This window comes from Klebsiella grimontii (genome assembly GCF_900200035.1).
Lineage (GTDB): Bacteria > Pseudomonadota > Gammaproteobacteria > Enterobacterales > Enterobacteriaceae > Klebsiella > Klebsiella grimontii.
In genome coordinates this window covers 282441-303810 of the sequence record NZ_FZTC01000014.1, presented here as the reverse complement: position 1 = coordinate 303810, position 21370 = coordinate 282441, and the positions used below count along the sequence as shown (strand labels likewise).

19 protein-coding genes are annotated in these 21370 nt (G+C 54.8%); 10 read left to right on the top strand and 9 right to left on the bottom strand.

Going from position 1 to position 21370, the window contains the following annotated elements; translation table 11 throughout:
- Nucleotides 1-32: 32 nt before the first annotated feature.
- From KOSB73_RS07135 to pdhR, 5 genes are all read right to left on the bottom strand, one after another.
- A complete protein-coding gene (locus KOSB73_RS07135) occupies nt 33-317 on the bottom strand; it encodes a hypothetical protein (RefSeq protein WP_004872139.1) in 285 nt (94 codons plus the stop codon).
- Nucleotides 318-479: 162 nt separating this feature from the next.
- Nucleotides 480-1904 (bottom strand): dihydrolipoyl dehydrogenase, encoded by a 1425-nt coding sequence (gene lpdA, locus KOSB73_RS07130; RefSeq protein WP_004098637.1) that lies wholly within the window; start codon nt 1902-1904, stop codon nt 480-482.
- Nucleotides 1905-2111: 207 nt separating this feature from the next.
- Nucleotides 2112-4001: a pyruvate dehydrogenase complex dihydrolipoyllysine-residue acetyltransferase gene (aceF, locus tag KOSB73_RS07125; protein WP_004872140.1), complete on the bottom strand. Its 1890-nt coding sequence runs from the start codon at nt 3999-4001 to the stop codon at nt 2112-2114.
- A 14-nt stretch (nt 4002-4015) separates the two neighbouring features.
- On the bottom strand, nt 4016-6679 hold the full coding sequence (gene aceE / locus KOSB73_RS07120; protein ID WP_049090141.1) for a pyruvate dehydrogenase (acetyl-transferring), homodimeric type: 2664 nt from the start codon (nt 6677-6679) through the stop codon (nt 4016-4018).
- 119 nt (nt 6680-6798) lie between these two features.
- Entirely contained in the window at nt 6799-7578 is a 780-nt protein-coding gene (gene pdhR / locus KOSB73_RS07115; protein WP_004098632.1) for a pyruvate dehydrogenase complex transcriptional repressor PdhR, read from the bottom strand.
- A 652-nt stretch (nt 7579-8230) separates the two neighbouring features.
- On the opposite strand from pdhR, the gene aroP reads away from it, so the two are divergent.
- The 3 genes from aroP to KOSB73_RS07100 all read left to right on the top strand — a co-directional run bounded on the left by aroP (nt 8231) and on the right by KOSB73_RS07100 (nt 12134).
- The gene (gene aroP, locus KOSB73_RS07110) at nt 8231-9601 is read left to right on the top strand and encodes an aromatic amino acid transporter AroP (RefSeq protein WP_098067371.1); all 1371 of its coding nucleotides are present in this window, start codon (nt 8231-8233) and stop codon (nt 9599-9601) included.
- Nucleotides 9602-9777: 176 nt separating this feature from the next.
- A complete protein-coding gene (locus KOSB73_RS07105) occupies nt 9778-11184 on the top strand; it encodes a glycoside-pentoside-hexuronide (GPH):cation symporter (RefSeq protein ID WP_004872145.1) in 1407 nt (468 codons plus the stop codon).
- Nucleotides 11184-12134 (top strand): glycoside hydrolase family 43 protein, encoded by a 951-nt coding sequence (locus KOSB73_RS07100; RefSeq protein WP_024360321.1) that lies wholly within the window; start codon nt 11184-11186, stop codon nt 12132-12134. Before KOSB73_RS07105 ends, KOSB73_RS07100 begins: the two co-directional genes overlap by 1 nt.
- A 31-nt stretch (nt 12135-12165) precedes the next feature.
- On the opposite strand, the gene ampE is transcribed toward KOSB73_RS07100, so the two are convergent.
- Complete coding sequence (gene ampE, locus KOSB73_RS07095) at nt 12166-13020, bottom strand: beta-lactamase regulator AmpE (protein WP_024360320.1); 855 nt, start codon at nt 13018-13020, stop codon at nt 12166-12168.
- Between the two features lie 9 nt (nt 13021-13029).
- Nucleotides 13030-13581, bottom strand: a complete 552-nt coding sequence (gene ampD, locus KOSB73_RS07090; protein WP_004872150.1) for a 1,6-anhydro-N-acetylmuramyl-L-alanine amidase AmpD — start codon at nt 13579-13581, stop codon at nt 13030-13032.
- Between the two features lie 194 nt (nt 13582-13775).
- On the opposite strand from ampD, the gene nadC reads away from it, so the two are divergent.
- The 4 genes from nadC (at nt 13776) to hofC (ending at nt 17875) form a co-directional block, all read left to right on the top strand.
- Nucleotides 13776-14669, top strand: coding sequence for a carboxylating nicotinate-nucleotide diphosphorylase (gene nadC / locus KOSB73_RS07085; RefSeq protein ID WP_004872153.1), 894 nt, complete (start codon nt 13776-13778; stop codon nt 14667-14669).
- A gap of 183 nt (nt 14670-14852) precedes the next feature.
- Nucleotides 14853-15284: a prepilin peptidase-dependent pilin gene (gene ppdD, locus KOSB73_RS07080; RefSeq protein WP_004872155.1), complete on the top strand. Its 432-nt coding sequence runs from the start codon at nt 14853-14855 to the stop codon at nt 15282-15284.
- 10 nt (nt 15285-15294) lie between these two features.
- Nucleotides 15295-16680, top strand: coding sequence for a type II secretion system protein GspE (gspE, locus tag KOSB73_RS07075; protein ID WP_024360319.1), 1386 nt, complete (start codon nt 15295-15297; stop codon nt 16678-16680).
- Nucleotides 16670-17875, top strand: coding sequence for a protein transport protein HofC (gene hofC, locus KOSB73_RS07070; RefSeq protein ID WP_004872159.1), 1206 nt, complete (start codon nt 16670-16672; stop codon nt 17873-17875). Before gspE ends, hofC begins: the two co-directional genes overlap by 11 nt.
- A 29-nt stretch (nt 17876-17904) precedes the next feature.
- Here the strand turns inward: hofC and KOSB73_RS07065 are convergent, their stop codons facing one another.
- Nucleotides 17905-18948: a GMP reductase gene (locus KOSB73_RS07065; protein ID WP_049087180.1), complete on the bottom strand. Its 1044-nt coding sequence runs from the start codon at nt 18946-18948 to the stop codon at nt 17905-17907.
- A 349-nt stretch (nt 18949-19297) separates the two neighbouring features.
- Between KOSB73_RS07065 and coaE the strand changes: the two genes are divergently transcribed.
- The 3 genes from coaE to yacG are packed head-to-tail and all read left to right on the top strand — an operon-like array spanning nt 19298 to nt 20865.
- The gene (gene coaE, locus KOSB73_RS07060; RefSeq protein WP_004872162.1) at nt 19298-19918 is read left to right on the top strand and encodes a dephospho-CoA kinase; all 621 of its coding nucleotides are present in this window, start codon (nt 19298-19300) and stop codon (nt 19916-19918) included.
- Nucleotides 19918-20661 (top strand): cell division protein ZapD, encoded by a 744-nt coding sequence (zapD, locus tag KOSB73_RS07055; protein ID WP_024360317.1) that lies wholly within the window; start codon nt 19918-19920, stop codon nt 20659-20661. The genes coaE and zapD overlap by 1 nt, the downstream gene beginning before the upstream one ends.
- Before the next feature lie 9 nt (nt 20662-20670).
- Nucleotides 20671-20865: a DNA gyrase inhibitor YacG gene (yacG, locus tag KOSB73_RS07050; protein WP_004872170.1), complete on the top strand. Its 195-nt coding sequence runs from the start codon at nt 20671-20673 to the stop codon at nt 20863-20865.
- Between the two features lie 52 nt (nt 20866-20917).
- Here the strand turns inward: yacG and mutT are convergent, their stop codons facing one another.
- Entirely contained in the window at nt 20918-21325 is a 408-nt protein-coding gene (gene mutT, locus KOSB73_RS07045; protein WP_024360316.1) for an 8-oxo-dGTP diphosphatase MutT, read from the bottom strand.
- Between the last annotated feature and the right edge of the window lie 45 nt (nt 21326-21370).

Genomic DNA, 21370 nt, shown 5'->3' with positions numbered 1-21370 from the left:
ATGGCGCTGCCGGGCAGTATCACTACGTTGGCTTAGCCCTGATGAGGCATCAGAGACGGGTAGCCGGCAAAAGCCGGTTTAGTGCTGGTCAACGCCGCTTCATCAGCGCTGATGCTACCGGAGTTCGCCGCCCATACGCCTTCGCTGGTCTTCGTTATTTGCTGATGCTGTATATTCAAATCCTGGCCCATAGCGGCAATATGGGTGCTTTCGGTACCGCCGCTGTTATCAGCCCAGGGAATCGCGGCATCCGCCGCGCAGGCCATACCAGAAACCAACGTTGCAGCCAGGAGAGTGGTGGTTAAAAGCCTTTTCATCGCATACCTCACATATAGTTGACTACCTATAAGTTTACATAGTTACTATTTTCCAGGAATTAATAAGGTGTGCAATTTTATTAACGGCGACACAGTTCTAAACATCACCGATAAAAAAAGCGGCTCACTGAGCCGCTTTTTGATTTTGCCTGAAAGAAAAACTTACTTTTTCTTCGCTTTCGCGTTCGGCAGGTCGGTGATGCTACCTTCGAAGACTTCTGCCGCCAGGCCAACGGACTCGTGCAGAGTCGGGTGAGCGTGGATGGTCAGCGCGATATCTTCAGCGTCACAGCCCATTTCGATCGCCAGACCGATTTCACCCAGCAGCTCGCCGCCGTTGGTGCCGACAATTGCTCCGCCGATAACGCGATGAGATTCTTTGTCGAAAATCAGTTTGGTCATACCGTCAGCGCAGTCGGAAGCGATAGCACGGCCAGAAGCAGCCCACGGGAAGGTGGCGGTTTCGTAGCTGATGCCTTTCTCTTTCGCTTCTTTCTCCGTCAGGCCAACCCATGCAACTTCCGGCTCGGTATAGGCGATGGACGGAATCACTTTCGGATCGAAGTAGTGCTTCATGCCGGCGATAACTTCGGCAGCAACGTGGCCTTCGTGAACGCCTTTGTGCGCCAGCATCGGCTGACCGACGATATCGCCGATAGCGAAGATATGCGGCACGTTGGTACGCAGCTGTTTGTCAACGCGGATAAAGCCACGCTCGTCAACTTCAACGCCTGCTTTACCGGCATCGAGGTTTTTACCGTTCGGCACGCGACCGATAGCCACCAGCACGGCGTCATAGCGCTGCGCTTCAGCCGGGGCTTTTTTGCCTTCCATGGAAACGTAGATACCGTCTTCTTTCGCTTCAACGGCGGTCACTTTGGTTTCCAGCATCAGGTTAAATTTCTTACTGATGCGCTTGGTGAAGACTTTCACCACGTCTTTATCTGCTGCCGGGATCACCTGGTCGAACATTTCAACCACGTCAATCTCTGAACCCAGCGCATGGTATACGGTACCCATTTCCAGACCGATGATACCGCCGCCCATAACCAGCAGGCGTTTTGGTACGGTTTTCAGCTCCAGCGCATCGGTGGAGTCCCATACGCGCGGATCTTCATGCGGAATGAACGGCAGTTCGATCGGACGGGAACCCGCCGCGATGATAGCGTTGTCGAAGTTGATCACGGTTTTGCCGTTTTCGCCTTCCACTTCCAGGGTGTTAGCGCCGGTAAATTTACCCAGACCGTTAACCACCTTCACTTTACGCCCTTTGGCCATGCCAGCCAGACCGCCGGTCAGCTGAGTGATGACTTTTTCTTTCCAGGTGCGAATCTTGTCAATGTCGGTTTTCGGCTCACCGAAAACGATGCCGTGTTCGGCCAGCGCTTTCGCTTCTTCGATAACTTTAGCAACGTGCAGCAGTGCTTTAGAAGGGATACAGCCGACGTTCAGGCAAACACCGCCGAGGGTGCTGTAACGTTCTACGATGACGGTTTCCAGACCTAAATCAGCGCAACGGAAGGCAGCAGAATAACCTGCGGGGCCTGCCCCAAGTACCACGACCTGAGTTTTGATTTCAGTACTCATCATGACCTCTGTAATTTGTATCCGGCGGGTCTGACGCTATTGTTTTTACGCCCATGTCCACCGGGACGTTCTATCCGCAAGCATTTTACAAAATTGTTAACAATTTTGAAACAACAAACGGCAAACGATTTTGTCCTTTATTGCTGGTAACTTCAAAACGGATAAGAGATTACCAGAAAAAAGCCGGCCGTCAGGCCGGCTTTTCGCTTACATCACCAGGCGGCGAATGTCGCTCAGCATATTGTTGATGATGGTGATAAAGCGCGCACCATCAGCACCGTCGATCACGCGGTGGTCGAAGGACAGAGAGATCGGCATCATCAGACGCGGCACGAACTCTTTACCATTCCATACCGGCTCCATCGCGGATTTAGACACACCGAGGATAGCCACTTCCGGCGCGTTCACAATCGGCGCGAAGTGGGTGGTACCCAGGCCGCCGATGCTGGAGATAGTGAAGCAACCACCCTGCATTTCGCCAGCGGTCAGCTTACCATCACGCGCTTTCTTAGAAATCACGGTCAGTTCACGAGACAGCTCGGTAATGCTCTTCTTGTTCACGTCTTTAAAGACCGGAACAACCAGACCATTCGGGGTATCAACCGCCACACCGATGTTGATGTATTTCTTCAGCGTCAGACGCTGAGCATCTTCAGACAGGGAGCTGTTGAAGCGCGGCATCTGCTCAAGCGCCGCGGCAACGGCTTTCATGATGAAGACAACCGGAGTGAATTTCACGTCCAGCTTACGCTTCTCAGCTTCGGCGTTCTGCTGTTTACGGAACGCTTCCAGATCGGTGATATCGGTTTTGTCGAAGTGCGTAACGTGCGGGATCATCACCCAGTTACGGCTCAGGTTAGCGCCAGAGATCTTCTGGATGCGGCCCAGTTCAACTTCTTCCACTTCACCAAACTTGCTGAAGTCCACTTTCGGCCACGGCAGCATGCCCGGGATACCGCCGCCGGTAGCAGCAGGCGCGGCTTCAGCGCGTTTAACCGCTTCTTTCACGTAGGCCTGAACGTCTTCGCGCAGGATACGGCCTTTACGACCGGAACCTTTCACTTTCGCCAGGTTGACGCCGAACTCGCGCGCCAGACGACGAATCAGCGGCGTTGCGTGAACGTAAGCGTCGTTTTCAGCAAACTCAGATTTGCCTTCCGCTTTTGCAGCAGGCGCTGCGGCAGGTTTAGCCGCCTGAGCCGGTGCTGCAGCAGGAGCCGGAGCGGCTGCGGCCGGAGCCGCGGCAGGCGCAGCGCCTTCCACTTCGAAGACCATGATCAGAGAACCGGTGGAAACTTTGTCGCCGGTGCTGATTTTGATCTCTTTCACGGTACCCGCGAACGGCGCCGGCACTTCCATGGAAGCTTTGTCGCCTTCAACAGTGATCAGTGACTGTTCAGCGGCAATTTTATCGCCCACTTTTACCATCACTTCGGTCACTTCAACTTCATCACCGCCGATATCCGGAACGTGAACTTCTTTAGAACCCGAAGCTGCCGGTGCAGCAGCAGCCGGAGCGGCTTCCGCTTTTGCCGGAGCTGCGGCAGGCGCTGCGCCCGCCACTTCGAAGATCATGATCAGGGAACCCGTGGACACTTTGTCGCCGGTGTTGATTTTGATCTCTTTCACGGTGCCCGCGAACGGCGCCGGTACTTCCATAGAAGCTTTGTCGCCTTCTACGGTAATCAGGGATTGTTCAGCGGCGATGGTGTCGCCCACTTTGACCATGATTTCCGTGACTTCAACTTCATCACCGCCGATATCCGGTACATGAACTTCTTTCGCGCTGGCGGCTGCCGGTGCTGCGGCGGCCGGAGCGGCTTCTTTCTTCTCTTCCTGCGCAGGTGCAGCGGCTGCTGCACCATCGGCGGAATCGAAAATCATGATCAGTTTACCGGTCTCGGTTTTGTCGCCGACGGAGACTTTGATCTCTTTAACGACGCCAGCCTGCGGAGACGGAACTTCCATAGAGGCTTTGTCGCCTTCTACGGTGATCAGCGACTGTTCAGCTTCAACTTTGTCGCCCACTTTGACCAGAATCTCGGTGATTTCAACTTCATCAGCCCCGATGTCCGGTACTTTGATTTCGATAGCCATTATTCTTTTACCTCTTACGCCAGACGCGGGTTAACTTTATCTGCATCGATGTTGAATTTAGTGATGGCTTCAGCAACCACTTTCTTATCGATTTCGCCACGTTTAGCCAGTTCGCCCAGCGCTGCTACCACCACGTAGGAAGCGTCAACTTCGAAGTGGTGACGCAGGTTTTCACGGCTGTCAGAGCGACCGAAGCCGTCGGTACCCAGTACGCGGTAATCATCGGCCGGTACGTAAGTACGAACCTGCTCAGCGAACAGTTTCATATAGTCAGTCGATGCGACTGCCGGAGCGTCGTTCATCACCTGAGCAATATACGGAACGCGCGGCGTTTCCAGCGGGTGCAGCATGTTCCAGCGTTCACAATCCTGGCCATCGCGCGCCAGTTCGGTGAAGGAGGTGACGCTATAAACGTCAGAACCTACACCGTAGTCGTTAGCCAGGATCTGCGCGGCTTCACGAACGTGACGCAGGATAGAACCGGAGCCCAGCAGCTGAACTTTACCTTTGCTACCTTCAACGGTTTCGAGTTTGTAGATACCTTTACGGATACCTTCCTCGGCGCCTTCCGGCATGGCCGGCATGTGGTAGTTTTCGTTCAGCGTGGTGATGTAGTAGTAAACGTTCTCTTGTTTCTCACCGTACATACGCTCCAGACCATCGTGCATGATGACCGCAACTTCGTACGCGTAAGACGGATCGTAAGAGATACAGTTCGGGATGGTCAGAGACTGAATATGGCTATGGCCATCTTCGTGCTGCAGACCTTCGCCGTTCAGCGTCGTACGACCGGAAGTACCACCGATCAGGAAGCCGCGAGCCTGCTGGTCGCCGGCCTGCCAGCACAGGTCGCCGATACGCTGGAACCCGAACATGGAGTAGTAGATGTAGAACGGGATCATCGGCAGGTTGTTGGTGCTGTAGGAGGTCGCAGCAGCCAACCAGGACGCGCCTGCACCCAGTTCGTTGATACCTTCCTGCAGAATCTGGCCTTTCTCGTCTTCTTTGTAGTATGCAACCTGCTCACGGTCCTGCGGGGTGTACTGCTGGCCGTTCGGGCTGTAGATACCGATCTGACGGAACAGACCTTCCATACCAAAGGTACGCGCTTCATCGGCAATGATCGGCACGAGGCGGTCTTTGATGGATTTGTTCTTCAGCATCACGTTCAGGGCACGAACGAACGCGATAGTGGTAGAGATCTCTTTATTCTGCTCTTCCAGCAGCGGCCCGAAATCTTCCAGAGTCGGCAGCTCCAGCTTCTCATCGAAGTTCGGCTGACGGCTCGGCAGATAGCCGTGCAGTTTCTGACGCTGGGCGTGCAGATAGGTGTGCTCTTCGGAACCTTCCGGGAAGGTCACGTACGGCAGTTTTTCGATATCCGCATCGGCAACCGGCACGTTGAAACGATCGCGGACGTAGCGAACGCCATCCATGTTCATTTTCTTAACCTGGTGGGCGATGTTTTTACCTTCAGCGGTGTCACCCATGCCGTAACCTTTAATGGTATGGGCGAGGATAACGGTAGCTTTGCCTTTGGTTTCCTGCGCTTTTTTCAGTGCAGCATAGACTTTCTTCGGATCGTGGCCGCCGCGGTTGAGGGCCCAGATCTGCTCGTCAGTCCAGTCGGCAACCAGCGCTGCGGTTTCCGGATATTTACCGAAGAAGTGCTCACGCACGTAGGCGCCATCTTTGGATTTGAAGGTCTGGTAGTCACCGTCAACGGTCTCTTCCATCAGCTGGATCAGTTTACCGCTGGTGTCTTTACGCAGCAGTTCGTCCCAGCGTCCGCCCCAGATAACCTTGATAACGTTCCAGCCAGCACCACCAAAGATGCCTTCCAGTTCGTTAATGATCTTGCCATTACCGGTAACCGGGCCGTCAAGACGCTGCAGGTTACAGTTGATAACGAAAACCAGGTTGTCCAGTTTCTCACGGGTCGCGATGGTGATCGCGCCTTTGGATTCCGGTTCGTCCATCTCACCGTCGCCCAGGAAGGCGTAAACGGTTTGTTTGGAAGTATCTTTCAGACCACGATGTTCCAGATATTTCAGGAACTTAGCCTGATAAATCGCGCCGATAGGGCCCAGGCCCATAGAAACGGTCGGGAACTGCCAGAATTCCGGCATCAGTTTCGGGTGCGGATAAGAGGACAGACCTTTACCGTGAACTTCCTGACGGAAGTTGTTCATCTGCTCTTCAGTCAGACGACCTTCCAGGAAAGCACGCGCGTAGACGCCCGGAGAGATGTGGCCCTGGAAGTAAACCAGGTCGCCGCCGTCCTGCTCGTTGCGTGCGCGGAAGAAGTGGTTAAAGCACACTTCGTAGAAGGTTGCGGAAGACTGGAAGGAAGCCATGTGGCCGCCCAGTTCGAGATCCTTTTTCGATGCGCGCAGAACGGTCATGATGGCGTTCCAGCGGATCGCAGAACGGATACGACGTTCCAGATCCAGATTCCCCGGGTATTCCGGTTCATCTTCAACGGCAATAGTGTTTACGTAACCGCCGGTCGATGCGCCAGCAGCCACTTTCACCCCGCCTTTGCGGGCTTCAGAAAGGAGTTGGTCAATAAGATACTGAGCGCGCTCAACACCTTCTTCACGGATGACCGATTCGATCGCCTGTAGCCAGTCGCGAGTTTCGATCGGATCCACGTCATTGGGTAAACGTTCTGACATGGGGGGTATTCCTTATCTATCTAATCGTTGATTAATCTGGAACCTGTCCCATTGAATTCTCGCCAGAGAATGCAATAAGACAGGTTCTGCGTTTAGTTGCCGCGCTCTAAAAATGGCGCTTAAGAACCGGAGTTCTCATCTTTTCGTTGCTGTAAACGACGCAGCGAGCGTTCACGACGGCTCTGCTCACGGCTACGATCCAGCAAAATTTCCTCAATGAACGCCAAGTGACGATGCGAGGCTTCACGCGCCTGCTCCGGTTCCCCGGCGATTATCGCCTCAAAAATTCGAGTACGATGATTGCTGACCTGCGGGAGCATCTCCCGACGGGCGTACAACAATTCAAAATTCTGGCGAACGTTCTGGGCCAGCATCGGCTCCATACAGCGTAGTAGATGGAGCAGCACCACATTGTGCGCCGCTTCGGTGACGGCAATTTGATACTGGACGACGGCATCGGATTCGGCGTCAAGATCGCCGGACTGCTGAGCCCGTTCAATGGCCTGATGCAGCTCGCGAATACGTTCGCGGTCTTCATCGTTGCTGCGCAGCGCTGCGTAATAAGCCGCAATGCCTTCAAGCGCGTGACGGGTTTCCAGCAGATCGAATTGGGATTCAGGGTGGTCGGACAGTAGCTCTACCAGCGGGTCGCTGAAGCTCTGCCACAGGCGGCTTTGTACAAACGTTCCGCCCCCCTGGCGACGAAGCAACAAGCCCTTAGCTTCGAGGCGTTGAATAGCCTCACGGAGCGAGGGACGGGAAACGTCGAACTGTTTTGCCAGTTCACGCTCTGGCGGGAGTTTTTCACCGGGGCGCAACGTCCCCTCAAGGATTAAAAACTCCAGCTGCTGCTCTATCACATCGGATAGTTTTGGTTGGCGGATCTTGCTGTAGGCCATATTCCCTGTCTCTGCCATTAGCCCGGAGTCAATTGGTCTTACCAATTCATAGTTCGTATCGCTAAAGTAACAAAGTATTCACCTTCTGTCCATACAGGTTTTGATTGAAATCATTAAACCTGGCACGTTTTAACAACCTTACAGAAATAACATTTCATAAATGTAACTTTGCACAAATGTTGTGTTTACTCACAAAGAGGTAGCGTTAACTTAATCGAAACGAAAAATTACGCTATCTGAACCGATTCAACTCACCAACTAATGAATATAAATTCAATAAAAGCGACTAAATGGCAAAGAAGAGGTAGGAGCGGAATATTGAGGTGTGATTTACAAATGGTTTCTTTTTGCTCGCTTCGTCATCATCCCTTCATAAAGCAGGTGCATTCAGCGGCGCTTATCACTATTCTGCATGATACGAAAGGCCTTTTTATGAATTCCCTCTCCGCCTTGCGTAAAGAAATAAATACATCATCGGAATTTGATAATTACACAAACACAACAATATGTGCGTTGCATCACTCGGGGCAAAACGGAGCTCAGGCCCGCTGAAATTTCACTGACTATGCTATCAGGCAGGGATGGACAGCGAAGAAGTCACCTGAAGGATGACGCGGACAAACATAATAACCATAACCACACACGAGGTTTCATGATGGAAGGTCAACAGCATGGCGATCGGCTAAAGCGCGGCCTTAAAAACCGCCATATTCAGCTTATTGCGCTGGGAGGCGCTATCGGTACCGGCTTGTTTCTCGGTAGCGCATCCGTCATCCAAAATGCAGGTCCCGGTATTATTCTGGGCTACGCAATTGCCGGTTTTATTGCCTTCCTGATTATGCGTCAGTTGGGCGAGATGGTCGTTGAAGAACCGGTGGCCGGTTCATTTAGTCATTTTGCCTACAAATACTGGGGCGGCTTTGCGGGCTTCGCTTCCGGCTGGAACTACTGGGTTCTTTACGTGCTGGTCGCGATGGCCGAGCTGACCGCGGTCGGGAAATACGTTCAGTTCTGGTGGCCGGAAATTCCTACCTGGGTTTCTGCGGCCATTTTCTTTATCGCCATCAACGCGATCAACCTGACTAACGTCAAAGTGTTTGGCGAAATGGAGTTCTGGTTCGCTATCATTAAAGTTGTCGCCGTCGTGGCGATGATCCTGTTCGGCGGCTGGCTGCTGTTTAGCGGCAACGGCGGCCCGCAGGCCACCGTACGCAACCTGTGGGAGCAAGGCGGATTCCTGCCGCACGGCTTCACCGGGCTGGTGATGATGATGGCGATTATTATGTTCTCGTTCGGCGGTCTGGAGCTGGTGGGTATTACCGCCGCAGAAGCGGATAACCCGGAACAAAGCATTCCAAAAGCCACTAACCAGGTTATCTACCGTATTCTGATTTTCTATGTGGGCTCGCTGGCCGTTCTGCTTTCGCTGCTGCCATGGAGCCGCGTGACCGCCGATACCAGTCCGTTCGTCCTGATTTTCCATGAGCTGGGCGATACCTTTGTCGCTAACGCCCTGAATATCGTGGTCCTGACCGCGGCGCTTTCGGTGTATAACAGCTGCGTTTACTGCAACAGCCGTATGCTGTTCGGCCTGGCCCAGCAGGGTAACGCGCCAAAAGCGCTGATGAGCGTCGATAAACGCGGCGTGCCGGTCAACACTATTCTGGTCTCCGCACTGGTGACCGCGCTGTGCGTCCTGATTAACTACTTCGCGCCGGAATCGGCGTTTGGTCTGCTGATGGCGCTGGTAGTTTCTGCCCTGGTGATCAACTGGGCGATGATCAGCCTGGCGCATATCAAATTCCGTCGCGCTAAGCAGCAGCAGGGCGTGGTGACCCGCTTCCCGGCGCTGCTGTATCCGCTGGGCAACTGGATTTGCCTGCTGTTCATGGCGGGAGTACTGGTGATCATGCTGATGACCCCTGGCATGGCGATCTCCGTTTACCTTATTCCGGTATGGATTGCCGTTCTCGGCGTCGGCTACCTGTTTAAGCAGAAAACGGCCAGCACCATTAAAGCATAATCATACATCTCCTGAATCTGTGCCCGCCCGCCGCTGGCGGGCACAGCGCATTGTTATCTGCTTCACACTTTCCCCCTGATAACCGATTTATCCATATCGTTAACCCTTTCCTACAACGCATTTATTTATTACCCGACTAATAATTCTCTCCATACCGCAACGGGGAGATCGCCGCGATGAATGGCAATAAGCTTTCAGTTAAAGAGAAAATAGGCTACGGGATGGGTGATGCCGGATGCAATATCATCTTCGGTGCCATCATGCTGTTTGTTAACTATTTTTATACGGATATTTTTGGCCTCGCACCTGCGCTGGTGGGTGTATTACTGCTCTCTGTACGCGTTATTGATGCGGTTACCGATCCGATTATGGGGGCGATGGCCGACCGTACCCGCAGCAAATATGGCCGTTTTCGTCCATGGCTGCTGTGGATTGCCTTCCCGTACGCGCTGTTCAGCGTCCTGATGTTTACCACGCCGGAGTGGACGTACAATAGCAAGGTTATCTATGCTTTCGTCACCTACTTCCTGCTCTCGCTAACCTATACCGCGATTAACATCCCCTACTGCTCACTGGGTAGCGTGATTACGAATGACCCGCAGGAACGCGTGGCCTGCCAGTCCTATCGCTTCGTGATGGTCGGTATTGCCACTCTTCTGCTATCCCTGACGCTGCTGCCGATGGCGGACTGGTTCGGCGGTGAGGATAAAGCCAAAGGCTACCAGATGGCGATGACCGTGCTGGCGTTTATCGGTATGTGCATGTTCCTGTTCTGCTTTGCCACCGTTCGTGAGCGCGTAAAACCCGCAGTCCAGACCAACGACGAGCTGAAAAAAGATCTGAAAGACGTCTGGAAAAACGACCAGTGGGTTCGCATCCTGCTGTTAACGCTGTGCAACGTCTGTCCGGGCTTTATTCGCATGGCCGCCACCATGTACTACGTCACCTGGGTTATGCAGCAAAGCACCCACTTCGCCACGCTGTTTATCAGCCTTGGCGTGGTCGGGATGATGATCGGTAGTATGCTGGCGAAAGTTCTGACCGACCGCTGGTGTAAACTGCAGGTGTTTTTCTGGACCAATATCGTCCTGGCCGTTTTCTCCTGCGCGTTCTATTTCTTCGACCCGCACGCCACCATGATGATTATGGCGCTCTACTTCCTGCTGAATATCCTGCATCAGATCCCCTCACCGCTGCACTGGTCGCTGATGGCCGACGTTGACGACTACGGCGAATGGAAGACCGGCAAACGCATCACCGGTATCAGCTTCTCCGGCAACCTGTTCTTCCTGAAGGTCGGTCTGGCTATCGCCGGCGCGATGGTTGGCTTCCTGCTCTCCTGGTACGGTTACGATGCTGGCGCGAAACAGCAAAGCGCATCCGCGATTAACGGTATCGTACTGCTATTCAGCGTTATCCCCGGCGTCGGCTATCTCATTACCGCGGGAGTGGTGCGTATGCTGAAGGTTAACCGCGAATTTATGAGGCAAATTCAGTCTGACCTCGAGAAACGCCGGGTCAACTATAGCGAGCTCAATGACTATCAGGAACTGAAAACCGGCGAACATGTAAGGAAAGCGTAATGAAAAACTGGCCGAATCCATTTATTGAACAACGCGCGGACCCGTATATTCTGCGCCATCAGGATAGCTACTACTTTATTGCCTCGGTGCCAGAGTACGACCGTCTGGAAATCCGTCGCTCAGCAACCCTTGAAGGCTTGCGCGACGCGCAGCCGGTGGTCGTCTGGCGTAAACCGGACAGCGGCCCGATGAGCCAGCTCATATGGGCGCCGGAGCTGCATGAGATTGACGGAAAATGGTACATCTACTTTGCGGCAACCCACACGCACGATCTGGATGCGCTGGGGATGTTCCAGCACCGCATGTTCGCCCTGGAATGCGCGGACAGCGACCCATTAACCGGTAAATGGCAGGAAAAAGGGCAGATTAAAACGCCGCTTGATACCTTTGCGCTGGATGCCACGACTTTCCGCCATCAGGGTAAGCAGTGGTATCTGTGGGCGCAAAAAGATCCTGAAATTAAAGGCAATACCAACCTCTATCTGGCTGAACTGGAAAATCCGTGGACGCTAAAAGGTCAGCCGGTCATGCTGAGTCAACCCGAGTTCGACTGGGAGTGCCGAGGTTTTCTGGTGAACGAAGGCCCGGCGGTACTGTTCCACGGAGACAAGCTGTTCGTCAGCTATTCCGCCAGCGCCACCGACGAAAACTACTGCATGGGCTTACTGTGGATAGACGTTAGCGCCGACCCGCTCCGGCCGGAAAACTGGCATAAAGCGCCGCAGCCGGTATTCCGCACCAGTTATGAGAATCGTCAGTATGGGCCCGGACACAATAGTTTTACGCAGACGCCGGAGGGAGAAGATGTGCTGGTGTACCACGCGCGTAACTACACCGAAATCGAAGGCGACCCGCTGTACGATCCAAATCGTCATACGCGCCTGAAGCTTATTCGCTGGCAAGAAAACGGGATGCCTGATTTTGGCATCCCGGCAGCAGACACGTATTAAGAGTCATGCCTGCCCGCCAACGGGCAGGCGCTTAAATCAGCGTACCGTAAATGGTCAGCAGCGCCATAATCACCACCACCACCAGCGATGTTTTCTTCGCCATAGAGACCGCCGCCTTCGGCGTGGCCACTTTATCCACGTGCGGCTCACGCGCCAGCGAATACTGCGCCAGACGCGTCAATACCTGATACTGAGAAGAGTGGCGGTCGCCCAGCGAGGCAAACCACGCCGGTAAGGCTTTTTCCCCGTGTCCAACCAAAGCGTACACCACGCCGACCAGGCGTACCGGAACCCAATCGACCACGTGCAGAATACCGTCGATACCCGACTGTAAGCGATGGCGCGGCGTCTGATAACGCGCCAGCCACGTTTGCCAGGCCCGCAGCGTACAGTAGGCGATCAGGGTTAACGGCCCCCACGGCCCGCCGACCACAAACCAGAACAGCGGAGCAAGATAGTAGCGGTAGTTAATCCACAGCAGCGCATTTTGCAGCTCGCTCAGATACTCACGCTGGTCGCAGCCGGGCGGTACGCCGTGGATCAGGGTAAGTTCACTGGCCATGGCGTCGCAGGCGCGGCTATCATCGCGCGCCGCGGCCTTCAGGTAGGCGTGATAGTGCAAACGGACTTTACCTGCGCCGATGCACAGCAGGCCCAGCAGGATCCAGAACACCAGCAGCGGAACGTTAAACAGCTGCCCCTGCAGCAGGCGCTGAATAATAAACACCACTGCCGCCGCCGCGACCGTCATCAGTACGGTTGTCAGCAGGGAATAATGCTTTATCCGGCGAAACAGCACTTCCAGCCGATGATCGAGCTGCCAGTGCTCGCCCAGCTTAAACAAGCGCTCGGCAATGAGGACTAACAGCGTAGTGAACAACGTCATGGCATCTCCTTATTCTGACGATGGGGTTAACAGACCGCGAAATTTTACCCAGTCAAAAGCCGGGCCGGGATCCGTTTTACGCACTGGCGCAATATCGCTATGGCCGGTGATATTGTCGGCTATCGCCGGATAGAGCGGGATAAGCTGACGGGTAACGGCTGCCAGCTGCTGATACTGCGCGTCGGTATAAGCCAGCTCGTCGGTCCCTTCCAGCTCAATGCCTATCGAAAAATCGTTGCAGCGCTCGCGCCCGTGATAGCTTGAAACACCCGCGTGCCACGCGCGCTTGTCGAAAGGCACATACTGCACGATTTCACCATCGCGGCGAATCAGACAATGCGCCGAAACGCGAAGATGGGCAATCTCGGCAAAGAAAGGATGGGCATGGGGATCGAGCGTACCGCTGAACAGGGCATCAATCCACGGGCCGCCAAATTCGCCGGGCGGTAGGCTTATATTGTGCACCACCAGCAAAGAGGGAGTTTCATTATCCGGACGACTATCTTGATGCGGCGAAGGTACCCGACGCGCCTCGACCAGCCATCCCCCGTTCAACTGCATGTTGAGTCTCCTTTTACTAGCTTATGCATTCGCGGCACCGCGTCCAACAAATCCCCGGCATCATACGCCCTGTCGCTCAGCGGACTAACGCCAAAAGCTGAAACCGCCGGCAAAATGAAGCGGATGTGGTACAAAAACGTTGTTCAGGTTAGCATGTTTCCCACTTCTGAATCTTATCTATCTGGAGCTTTATCATGACGCCTCGTCGCTACAATCCCGACCGCCGCCGTGACGCGCTGCTGGAGCGTATTAATCTTGATATTACCGATGCCGTCGCCCAATCCCTGCGGGAAGATTTAGGCGGTGAAGTGGATGCGAATAACGACATTAGCGCACAATTATTGCCGCAGGACGCGCGCTCGCATGCGGTCGTGATCACCCGCGAAGATGGCGTATTTTGCGGTAAACGCTGGGTAGAAGAAGTCTTTATTCAGCTTGCGGGCGATGACGTTAACTTCACCTGGCATGTTGCAGATGGCGATGCGGTAAAAGCAAACCAGCCGCTGTTTGAGCTGGATGGCCCTTCGCGTATTCTGCTCACCGGCGAGCGCACCGCGCTTAATTTCGTGCAGACGTTGTCCGGGGTGGCGAGTGAAGTCCGCCGCTATGTCGATCTGCTGGCGGGCACCAAAACTCAGCTGCTCGATACGCGCAAAACGCTGCCGGGTCTGCGCACGGCGCTGAAGTACGCGGTCTTATGCGGCGGCGGTGCCAACCATCGCCTGGGCCTCTCCGATGCCTTTCTGATTAAAGAGAATCATATTATCGCTTCCGGCTCGGTACGGCAGGCGGTTGAAAAAGCGTTCTGGCTACACCCTGATGTGCCGGTAGAAGTGGAAGTCGAAACCCTTGAAGAGCTGGACGAAGCGCTGAAAGCCGGCGCCGACATCATTATGCTCGACAACTTCACTACCGACCTGATGCGCGAAGCGGTCAAACTCACCCAGGGTCAGGCGGCGCTGGAAGTCTCCGGCAACGTCACATTCGATACCATCCGTGAATTTGCCGAAACCGGCGTCGACTACATCTCCGTTGGCGCGTTGACGAAACACGTGCGCGCCCTCGACCTCTCTATGCGTTTTCGCTAATCCCTCTGCCCCGGTTTTCACTTTATGCCGGGGCTCGCTTTTGCGAACTGACTCGCATGCCAATAATCCCTCCATGCAAGCGGCCCAAAAAGCCTGGAACCCGGCTTCCTTAGGCGAAATCTGCGGCTCGTATCGCTAAAAAAAGCCCGGCAAAGTGCTCCCGAAGATAACAAGGAGCAACTTATGAACAAACAACATGGCTTTACCCTCATCGAACTCATGGTGGTCATCGGGATCATCGCCATTCTCAGCGCAATCGGCATTCCGGCCTATCAGAACTACCTGCGAAAAGCGGCGCTTACCGACATGCTACAAACCTTCGTCCCTTTCCGTACCGCCATTGAGCTATGCGCGCTGGAGCACGGCGGATTAACCCCCTGCGATGGCGGAAGCAATGGGATCCCCTCCCCCGCAACCACCCGCTACGTCTCCGCTATGACCGTAGCGACGGGCGTTGTCACGCTCACCGGCCAGGAAAGTCTCAATGGCCTGAGCGTCACCATGACGCCGTCCTGGGATAACGCTAACGGTATCACCGGCTGGCAGCGCGTTTGTAATATTACCGGCGATAGCGCACTCAAGCAGGCCTGTGAAGATGTGTTCCGTTTTAACTGAGGGGGCGGCAATGAAAACTGAACAATTGATTCCCCTGTGCCAGCGCTACAAGGCATTGCTGCTCGATAGCGATGAACACACCATTGCCATCGCCGTAGTCGATGCCCCTGCACCGGAACTCATGGAAGCCCTGCGCTTCGCGACTCAGAAAAGGATTGATATCGAATGCTGGAGCCAGGACCGGATGGACAAACGGCTGCAGACGCCGGGAATATCAACGCTCGCCCCACCTGTTGAAGCCTCAGCCAGCGTCGTTGAACAGGTGAATAACCTTCTCGAACAAGCCCTGCGCCAGCGCGCGTCTGATATTCATATCGAACCCGGCGACGATCGCCTGAGAATTCGCCTGCGGGTAGACGGCGTACTCCATTCTCTTGCGCCGCTAGCCGCGGAGCTCGCCGCCCCAATCACCGCCCGACTTAAGGTGCTCGGTAATCTGGATATCGCCGAACATCGGGTACCGCAGGACGGTCAGTTCACCCTCACGCTCTCCGAGCGTCCGATCTCGTTTCGGATCGCCACGCTTCCCTGCCGCGGAGGGGAGAAAATCGTTCTGCGTTTACTACATCAGGTTGAACAAGCGCTGGACCTGGAGGCGCTGGGGCTCTCCTCCCAGCAGCTTGCCGCCTTCCGCTCGGCGCTAAACCAACCCCAGGGCCTGATGCTGGTTACCGGTCCGACGGGAAGTGGGAAAACCGTCACTTTATACAGCGCGCTACAGGCGCGGAATCGCGACGAGGTCAATATATGCAGCGTTGAAGATCCGCTAGAGATCCCCATCGTGGGGATGAATCAGACGCAGATTAACCCCCGGGCGGGTTTAACCTTTCACAGTGTACTGCGCGCCCTGCTCCGTCAGGATCCTGATATCGTAATGGTGGGAGAAATACGCGATGCGGAAACCGCTGAAATCGCGATAAAAGCAGCGCAGACCGGGCACCTGGTGCTCTCAACGCTGCACACCAATTCAACCAGTGAAACGCTGGTCCGCCTGCAGCAGATGGGCGTTGCGCGCTGGATGATCTCATCAGCGCTTTCGCTGGTGGTGGCTCAGCGTCTGGTACGCAAGCTGTGCCCCCACTGCCGGCGGGAAACCGGCAGTTCGGCTGATGTTCCGCACAGTCTGTGGCCGCGGGCGCTTCCTCGCTGGCAGGCTCCGGGCTGTCAGCACTGCTATCACGGCTACTACGGTCGCCTGGCGCTCTTTGAGCTGTTACCCGTCAATACCACGTTACGGCAGGCGATAACTCAAGGTCTTAGCGCCGGGGAGATCGAGTCCCTGGCAAGGGAATCCGGCATGATGACGCTATTTGAGAGCGGCTGCCTGGCCGTCGAACGCGGGATGACCAGTCTGGAAGAAGTGGTACGCGTGTTGGGGATACCGCATGGCGACTAAACGACTGTGGCGCTGGCGCGGTATCACTCTTCAGGGCGCTCCCTGCCAGGGAACGCTCTGGCAGGATAATCGCCCGGAGGCATTGCAGGTTCTACAGCAGCAACGAATTATCCCGCTGACGCTGCGCCGCTGTAGCGTGCAAAACGCCCTCTGGCATCCGCGCTATAGCGGTGAAATCATCCGCCAGTTGGCGGCCCTTCTTCAGGCCGGCCTCCCGCTGGCTGAGGGGCTGGAACTGCTGGCTCAGCAGCAGCCCAATGCGCAATGGCAAGCGTTGCTGCAAACCCTGGCAGAGGATCTGGCGCAGGGCATTTCGCTTTCAGGCTCTCTGGAAAAATGGCCTGAAGCGTTCCCCCCGTTATATCTGGCCATGATCCGCACCGGTGAGCTTACCGGTAAACTGGAGCTATGCTGCGCCGAGCTGGCCCAGCAGCAGCGAGAACAGCTGCTCCTTACCGAGAAAGTGAAAAAAGCGCTGCGCTACCCGCTGATTATTTTGACTCTGGCGCTGCTGGTGGTCATGGGAATGCTGTGTTTCGTCTTACCGGAGTTTGCCGCTATATATCAAACTTTCAACACCCCGCTACCGTGGCTGACCCGCGTGGTAATGAGCGTCGGTGAGGGGCTAACTCGCTTTTGGCCATTGCTCGCGGCGCTGGGTATTTTGCCTGCGATACTCAACCGGCTGATTTGCCAGCGGCCAGGCTGGCTGCTGTATCGCCAGAAGCTGCTCCATACGCTGCCGGTGTTTGGCAAACTGCTATGCGGCCAGCGGCTTAGCCAGATTTTTACCGTACTCGCCTTGACGCAAAGCGCCGGTATCAGCTTTCTGCAAGGGCTGCAAAGCGTAGAGGAAACCCTGAATTGTCCGCTGTGGCGACAGAGGCTCCGCCAGGTTTGCCGGCAAATTACCCACGGCGATCCCATCTGGCAGGCGCTCGCCAACAGCGGAGGATTTACGCCGCTGTGTCTACAGCTGATTCGTACCGGTGAAGCTTCAGGTTCGCTGGATACCATGCTGGCCAATCTGGCTCGTCACCATAGCGAGCAGACGCATCAGCAGGCAGATAACCTGGCCACCTTACTGGAGCCGATGATGCTGGTTGTAACCGGAACGATTGTCGGCGTGCTGGTGGTGGCGATGTATTTACCCATTTTTCATCTGGGCGACGCCATTAGCGGGATGGGGGGATAACGCTGGCGCAAACGCGCCAGCGAGCGGCATTACAGGCTGTTGAACACGCGGTTCTCTTGTTCCTGTACGCGAATAAAAGTCGTACGTTTAGTCAGTTCTTTCAGGCGTGAAGCACCAACGTAGGTGCACGCGGAGCGCAGGCCGCCAAGAATATCGCGCGCGGTGTGTTCAACCGGGCCGCGCAGAGGCAGCTTAACGGTTTTGCCTTCCGCCGCACGATACTGGGCTACGCCGCCAACGTGACGGGTCATCGCCGACTCGGAGCTCATGCCGTAGAACAGCATGAATTTTTCACCGTTTTCTTCAACCACGGTGCCGCCGCTCTCTTCGTGACCAGCCAGCATACCGCCAAGCATCACAAAATCTGCGCCGCCGCCGAATGCTTTAGCCACATCTCCGGGCATAGTGCATCCGCCGTCGCTGATAATCTGCCCGCCCAGGCCGTGCGCCGCGTCGGCACATTCAATCACGGCGGAAAGCTGCGGATAGCCGACACCGGTTTTCACGCGGGTTGTACATACGGAGCCCGGGCCGATGCCAACCTTCACGATATCGGCGCCAGAAAGAACCAGCTCTTCGCACATTTCGCCGGTAACAACGTTACCTGCAATGATGGTTTTCTGCGGCCAGGCTTCGCGGGCTTTCGCGACAAACTGCACGAAGTGCTCGGAATAGCCATTCGCCACGTCAATGCACACAAAGCTAAGCTGCGGGTTCTGGATCAGAATCTGTTTGGTTTTTTCGAAATCCGCGTCGGAGGTCCCGGTGGAGACCATTACGTGCTGCACGACATCAGCAGATACGCTCTGAACAAACGCCTGCCACTGTTCAACGCTGTAATGCTTATGCACCGCGGTCAGAACGCCGAACGAAGCCAGAGCTTTAGCCATAGCGAACGTGCCAACGGTATCCATGTTAGCAGCAATAATCGGCACGCCAGTCCAGGTCTGGCCAGAGTGTTTGAAAGTGAATTCACGTTCCAGCTGTACGTCAGAACGGCTTTTGAGGGTAGAACGTTTCGGACGGATAAGAACGTCTTTAAAACCAAGCTTCAAATCTTCTTCAATACGCATGTGCGAATTCCTGGGGTTAATTGCATTATTGTGAGAGCACAACTCCAGTGACGCTATCATACGCACGAATCATGGCCGCGCAAGACTGCGATTTTCACTTTTTTTACGCTACAATCGTATAAATTTACCTGGTGAATAGCCAAAAGCGAATTTGCGATATCCCATCGCTGGCGTATCATTTTTAACCATTTGATTTACATGCGCAAAAAAAAACAAGAATAGGTGGTGACAGCACTTTATCGGTTGATATTACGCCGGTAAACCCACTGTCGCAGTGGCGTCGTCGCGTCGTAAATAACGGCGCCGTTAGTGAAAAATGTGCATGTAGTCAGTTTCAGGATTGAGGTGTATGACATACACGGTAGCGTTAACAGGCGGCATCGGCAGTGGTAAAAGTACCGTAGCCGATGCATTCTCACACCTCGGGGTTAACGTTATTGATGCTGACATTATCGCGCGCCAGGTGGTAGAGCCCGGCACTCCGGGGCTCAACGCTATTGCTCAACGCTTCGGTCCGCAGATACTTAATGAAGATGGCACCCTTAACCGTCGTGCTCTGCGCGAGCATATTTTCGCTCATGCAGAGGATAAGAGCTGGCTAAACGCGCTGCTGCACCCACAAATTCAGCAGGAAACGCGTCGCCAGATGCAGCTTGCCACCTCGTCTTATATTCTCTGGGTTGTACCTTTATTGGTCGAAAACCGTTTGTCCGCCAAAGCCGATCGCGTGCTTGTTGTTGATGTGCCCAAAGAGACGCAGATAGAGCGCACGATGCTTCGCGATCGGGTCAGTCGGCAACATGCGGAACATATTCTTGCCGCTCAGGCCACGCGCGAGCAGCGCCTTGCCGTTGCGGATGATGTTATTGAAAATATGGGTTCACCTGATGCCATCGCATCAGATGTCGCCCGCCTGCATGCAAAGTATCAACGGCTGGCATCGCAGGCCGCCTCACAGGAAAAACCGTAATGCATACCCCTGTTCTATTCGAACATCCGCTTAATGAAAAAATGCGCACCTGGCTGCGTATTGAGTTTTTGCTCCAGCAGTTGGCCGTACATCCGGCGATTACCAGCCATGCGGATGCACTTCACTTTTTCCGCAATATCGGCGACCTTTTAGATGTATTCGAACGCGGTGAAGTGCGTACCGATCTGATAAAAGAGCTGGATCGCCAGCAGCGGAAGCTGCAATCCTGGGCGGAAGTCCCTGGCGTTGATCGGGATCGTATCAACGAGTTGCGTCAGCAGCTGAAGCAATCTGGCAGTACGTTGATGTCGGCGCCGCGTATCGGCCAGTATCTGCGAGAGGATCGTTTGATCGCCCTGGTACGCCAGCGTTTAAGCATCCCAGGCGGCTGCTGTAGCTTCGATCTTCCGACGCTGCACATCTGGCTGCATATGCCGCAGGAATATCGCGATGAGCAGGTAGGCAAGTGGCTGGCCAGCCTGGAACCGTTGACCCAATCGCTGATGCTCATCCTCGATCTCATCCGCAACTCGGCCCCCTTCCGCAAGCAGACCAGCCTGAACGGTTTTTATCAGGACAACGGCGAAGACGCCGATCTGCTGCGTCTGCATTTGGATCTTGCCAGCCAGCTCTATCCCCAGATATCAGGCCATAAGAGCCGCTTTGCCATCCGCTTTATGCCGCTGGACAGCGAGCACGGTATCGTGCCGGAGCGTTTTGATTTTGAACTGGCCTGCTGTTAAGGAGAAAAGATGTCAGAAGAGATAACCGTCAACTGCCCAACCTGCGGAAAAATCGTGGTCTGGAATGAGCAGAGCCCGCATCGCCCGTTCTGTTCCAAACGCTGCCAGCTTATCGATTTAGGTGAATGGGCGGCGGAAGAAAAGCGCATCCCAAGCAGCGGCGATCTGTCGGATAGCGATGGCTGGAGCGAAGAAAAAGAGTAACTGACTCAGGGCGGGCACTCGCTGCCCCGCCCTAATTTGCCCGATGCCAGCGTTACCCCCGGCCGATCTGAGAATATTGAATTAATTTGGCAATGACAGGTTCGTTTGCCGGCGGAAAATCCTCCGCAACGAGCGCGCTCTGCGCAATCCAGCGGCCCGGTTGCCCTTCTTTACCCCACGGCTCGCCATCCCAGCTTTCCACCAGCCAGAACCACAGCGTGATATGACGATCGGGAAACTGATACTCCAGCTTATCAAACAGACGGGAAGCACGCACCGTAATGCCGACCTCTTCCTGCAATTCGCGAACTAAGGCCTGCTCAGACGACTCTCCTGCTTCGATTTTTCCGCCAGGGAATTCAAGTTTATTCGCCATATGCGCGTCGGCAGCGCGCTGGGTTATAAAAATTTCCCCTTGCGAATTACGGATAATACCCACTGAAATTTGCAGCGTTTTCATTGTCCTTGTTCCATAAAAAAGGCGCAGATATCTGCGCCCTGGTAT

What these genes read in the sequence shown, in the direction of transcription:
- aceE (WP_049090141.1), bottom strand. Translation starts at nt 6,679, where the DNA reads ATGTCAGAACGTTTACCCAATGACGTGGATCCGATCGAAACTCGCGAC.
- ppdD (WP_004872155.1), top strand. Translation starts at nt 14,853, where the DNA reads ATGAACAAACAACATGGCTTTACCCTCATCGAACTCATGGTGGTCATC.
- pdhR (WP_004098632.1), bottom strand. Translation starts at nt 7,578, where the DNA reads ATGGCCTACAGCAAGATCCGCCAACCAAAACTATCCGATGTGATAGAG.
- KOSB73_RS07065 (WP_049087180.1), bottom strand. Translation starts at nt 18,948, where the DNA reads ATGCGTATTGAAGAAGATTTGAAGCTTGGTTTTAAAGACGTTCTTATC.
- KOSB73_RS07135 (WP_004872139.1), bottom strand. Translation starts at nt 317, where the DNA reads ATGAAAAGGCTTTTAACCACCACTCTCCTGGCTGCAACGTTGGTTTCT.
- KOSB73_RS07105 (WP_004872145.1), top strand. Translation starts at nt 9,778, where the DNA reads ATGAATGGCAATAAGCTTTCAGTTAAAGAGAAAATAGGCTACGGGATG.
- nadC (WP_004872153.1), top strand. Translation starts at nt 13,776, where the DNA reads ATGACGCCTCGTCGCTACAATCCCGACCGCCGCCGTGACGCGCTGCTG.
- mutT (WP_024360316.1), bottom strand. Translation starts at nt 21,325, where the DNA reads ATGAAAACGCTGCAAATTTCAGTGGGTATTATCCGTAATTCGCAAGGG.
- gspE (WP_024360319.1), top strand. Translation starts at nt 15,295, where the DNA reads ATGAAAACTGAACAATTGATTCCCCTGTGCCAGCGCTACAAGGCATTG.
- coaE (WP_004872162.1), top strand. Translation starts at nt 19,298, where the DNA reads ATGACATACACGGTAGCGTTAACAGGCGGCATCGGCAGTGGTAAAAGT.
- yacG (WP_004872170.1), top strand. Translation starts at nt 20,671, where the DNA reads ATGTCAGAAGAGATAACCGTCAACTGCCCAACCTGCGGAAAAATCGTG.
- aceF (WP_004872140.1), bottom strand. Translation starts at nt 4,001, where the DNA reads ATGGCTATCGAAATCAAAGTACCGGACATCGGGGCTGATGAAGTTGAA.
- zapD (WP_024360317.1), top strand. Translation starts at nt 19,918, where the DNA reads ATGCATACCCCTGTTCTATTCGAACATCCGCTTAATGAAAAAATGCGC.
- aroP (WP_098067371.1), top strand. Translation starts at nt 8,231, where the DNA reads ATGATGGAAGGTCAACAGCATGGCGATCGGCTAAAGCGCGGCCTTAAA.
- ampD (WP_004872150.1), bottom strand. Translation starts at nt 13,581, where the DNA reads ATGCAGTTGAACGGGGGATGGCTGGTCGAGGCGCGTCGGGTACCTTCG.
- KOSB73_RS07100 (WP_024360321.1), top strand. Translation starts at nt 11,184, where the DNA reads ATGAAAAACTGGCCGAATCCATTTATTGAACAACGCGCGGACCCGTAT.
- lpdA (WP_004098637.1), bottom strand. Translation starts at nt 1,904, where the DNA reads ATGAGTACTGAAATCAAAACTCAGGTCGTGGTACTTGGGGCAGGCCCC.
- hofC (WP_004872159.1), top strand. Translation starts at nt 16,670, where the DNA reads ATGGCGACTAAACGACTGTGGCGCTGGCGCGGTATCACTCTTCAGGGC.
- ampE (WP_024360320.1), bottom strand. Translation starts at nt 13,020, where the DNA reads ATGACGTTGTTCACTACGCTGTTAGTCCTCATTGCCGAGCGCTTGTTT.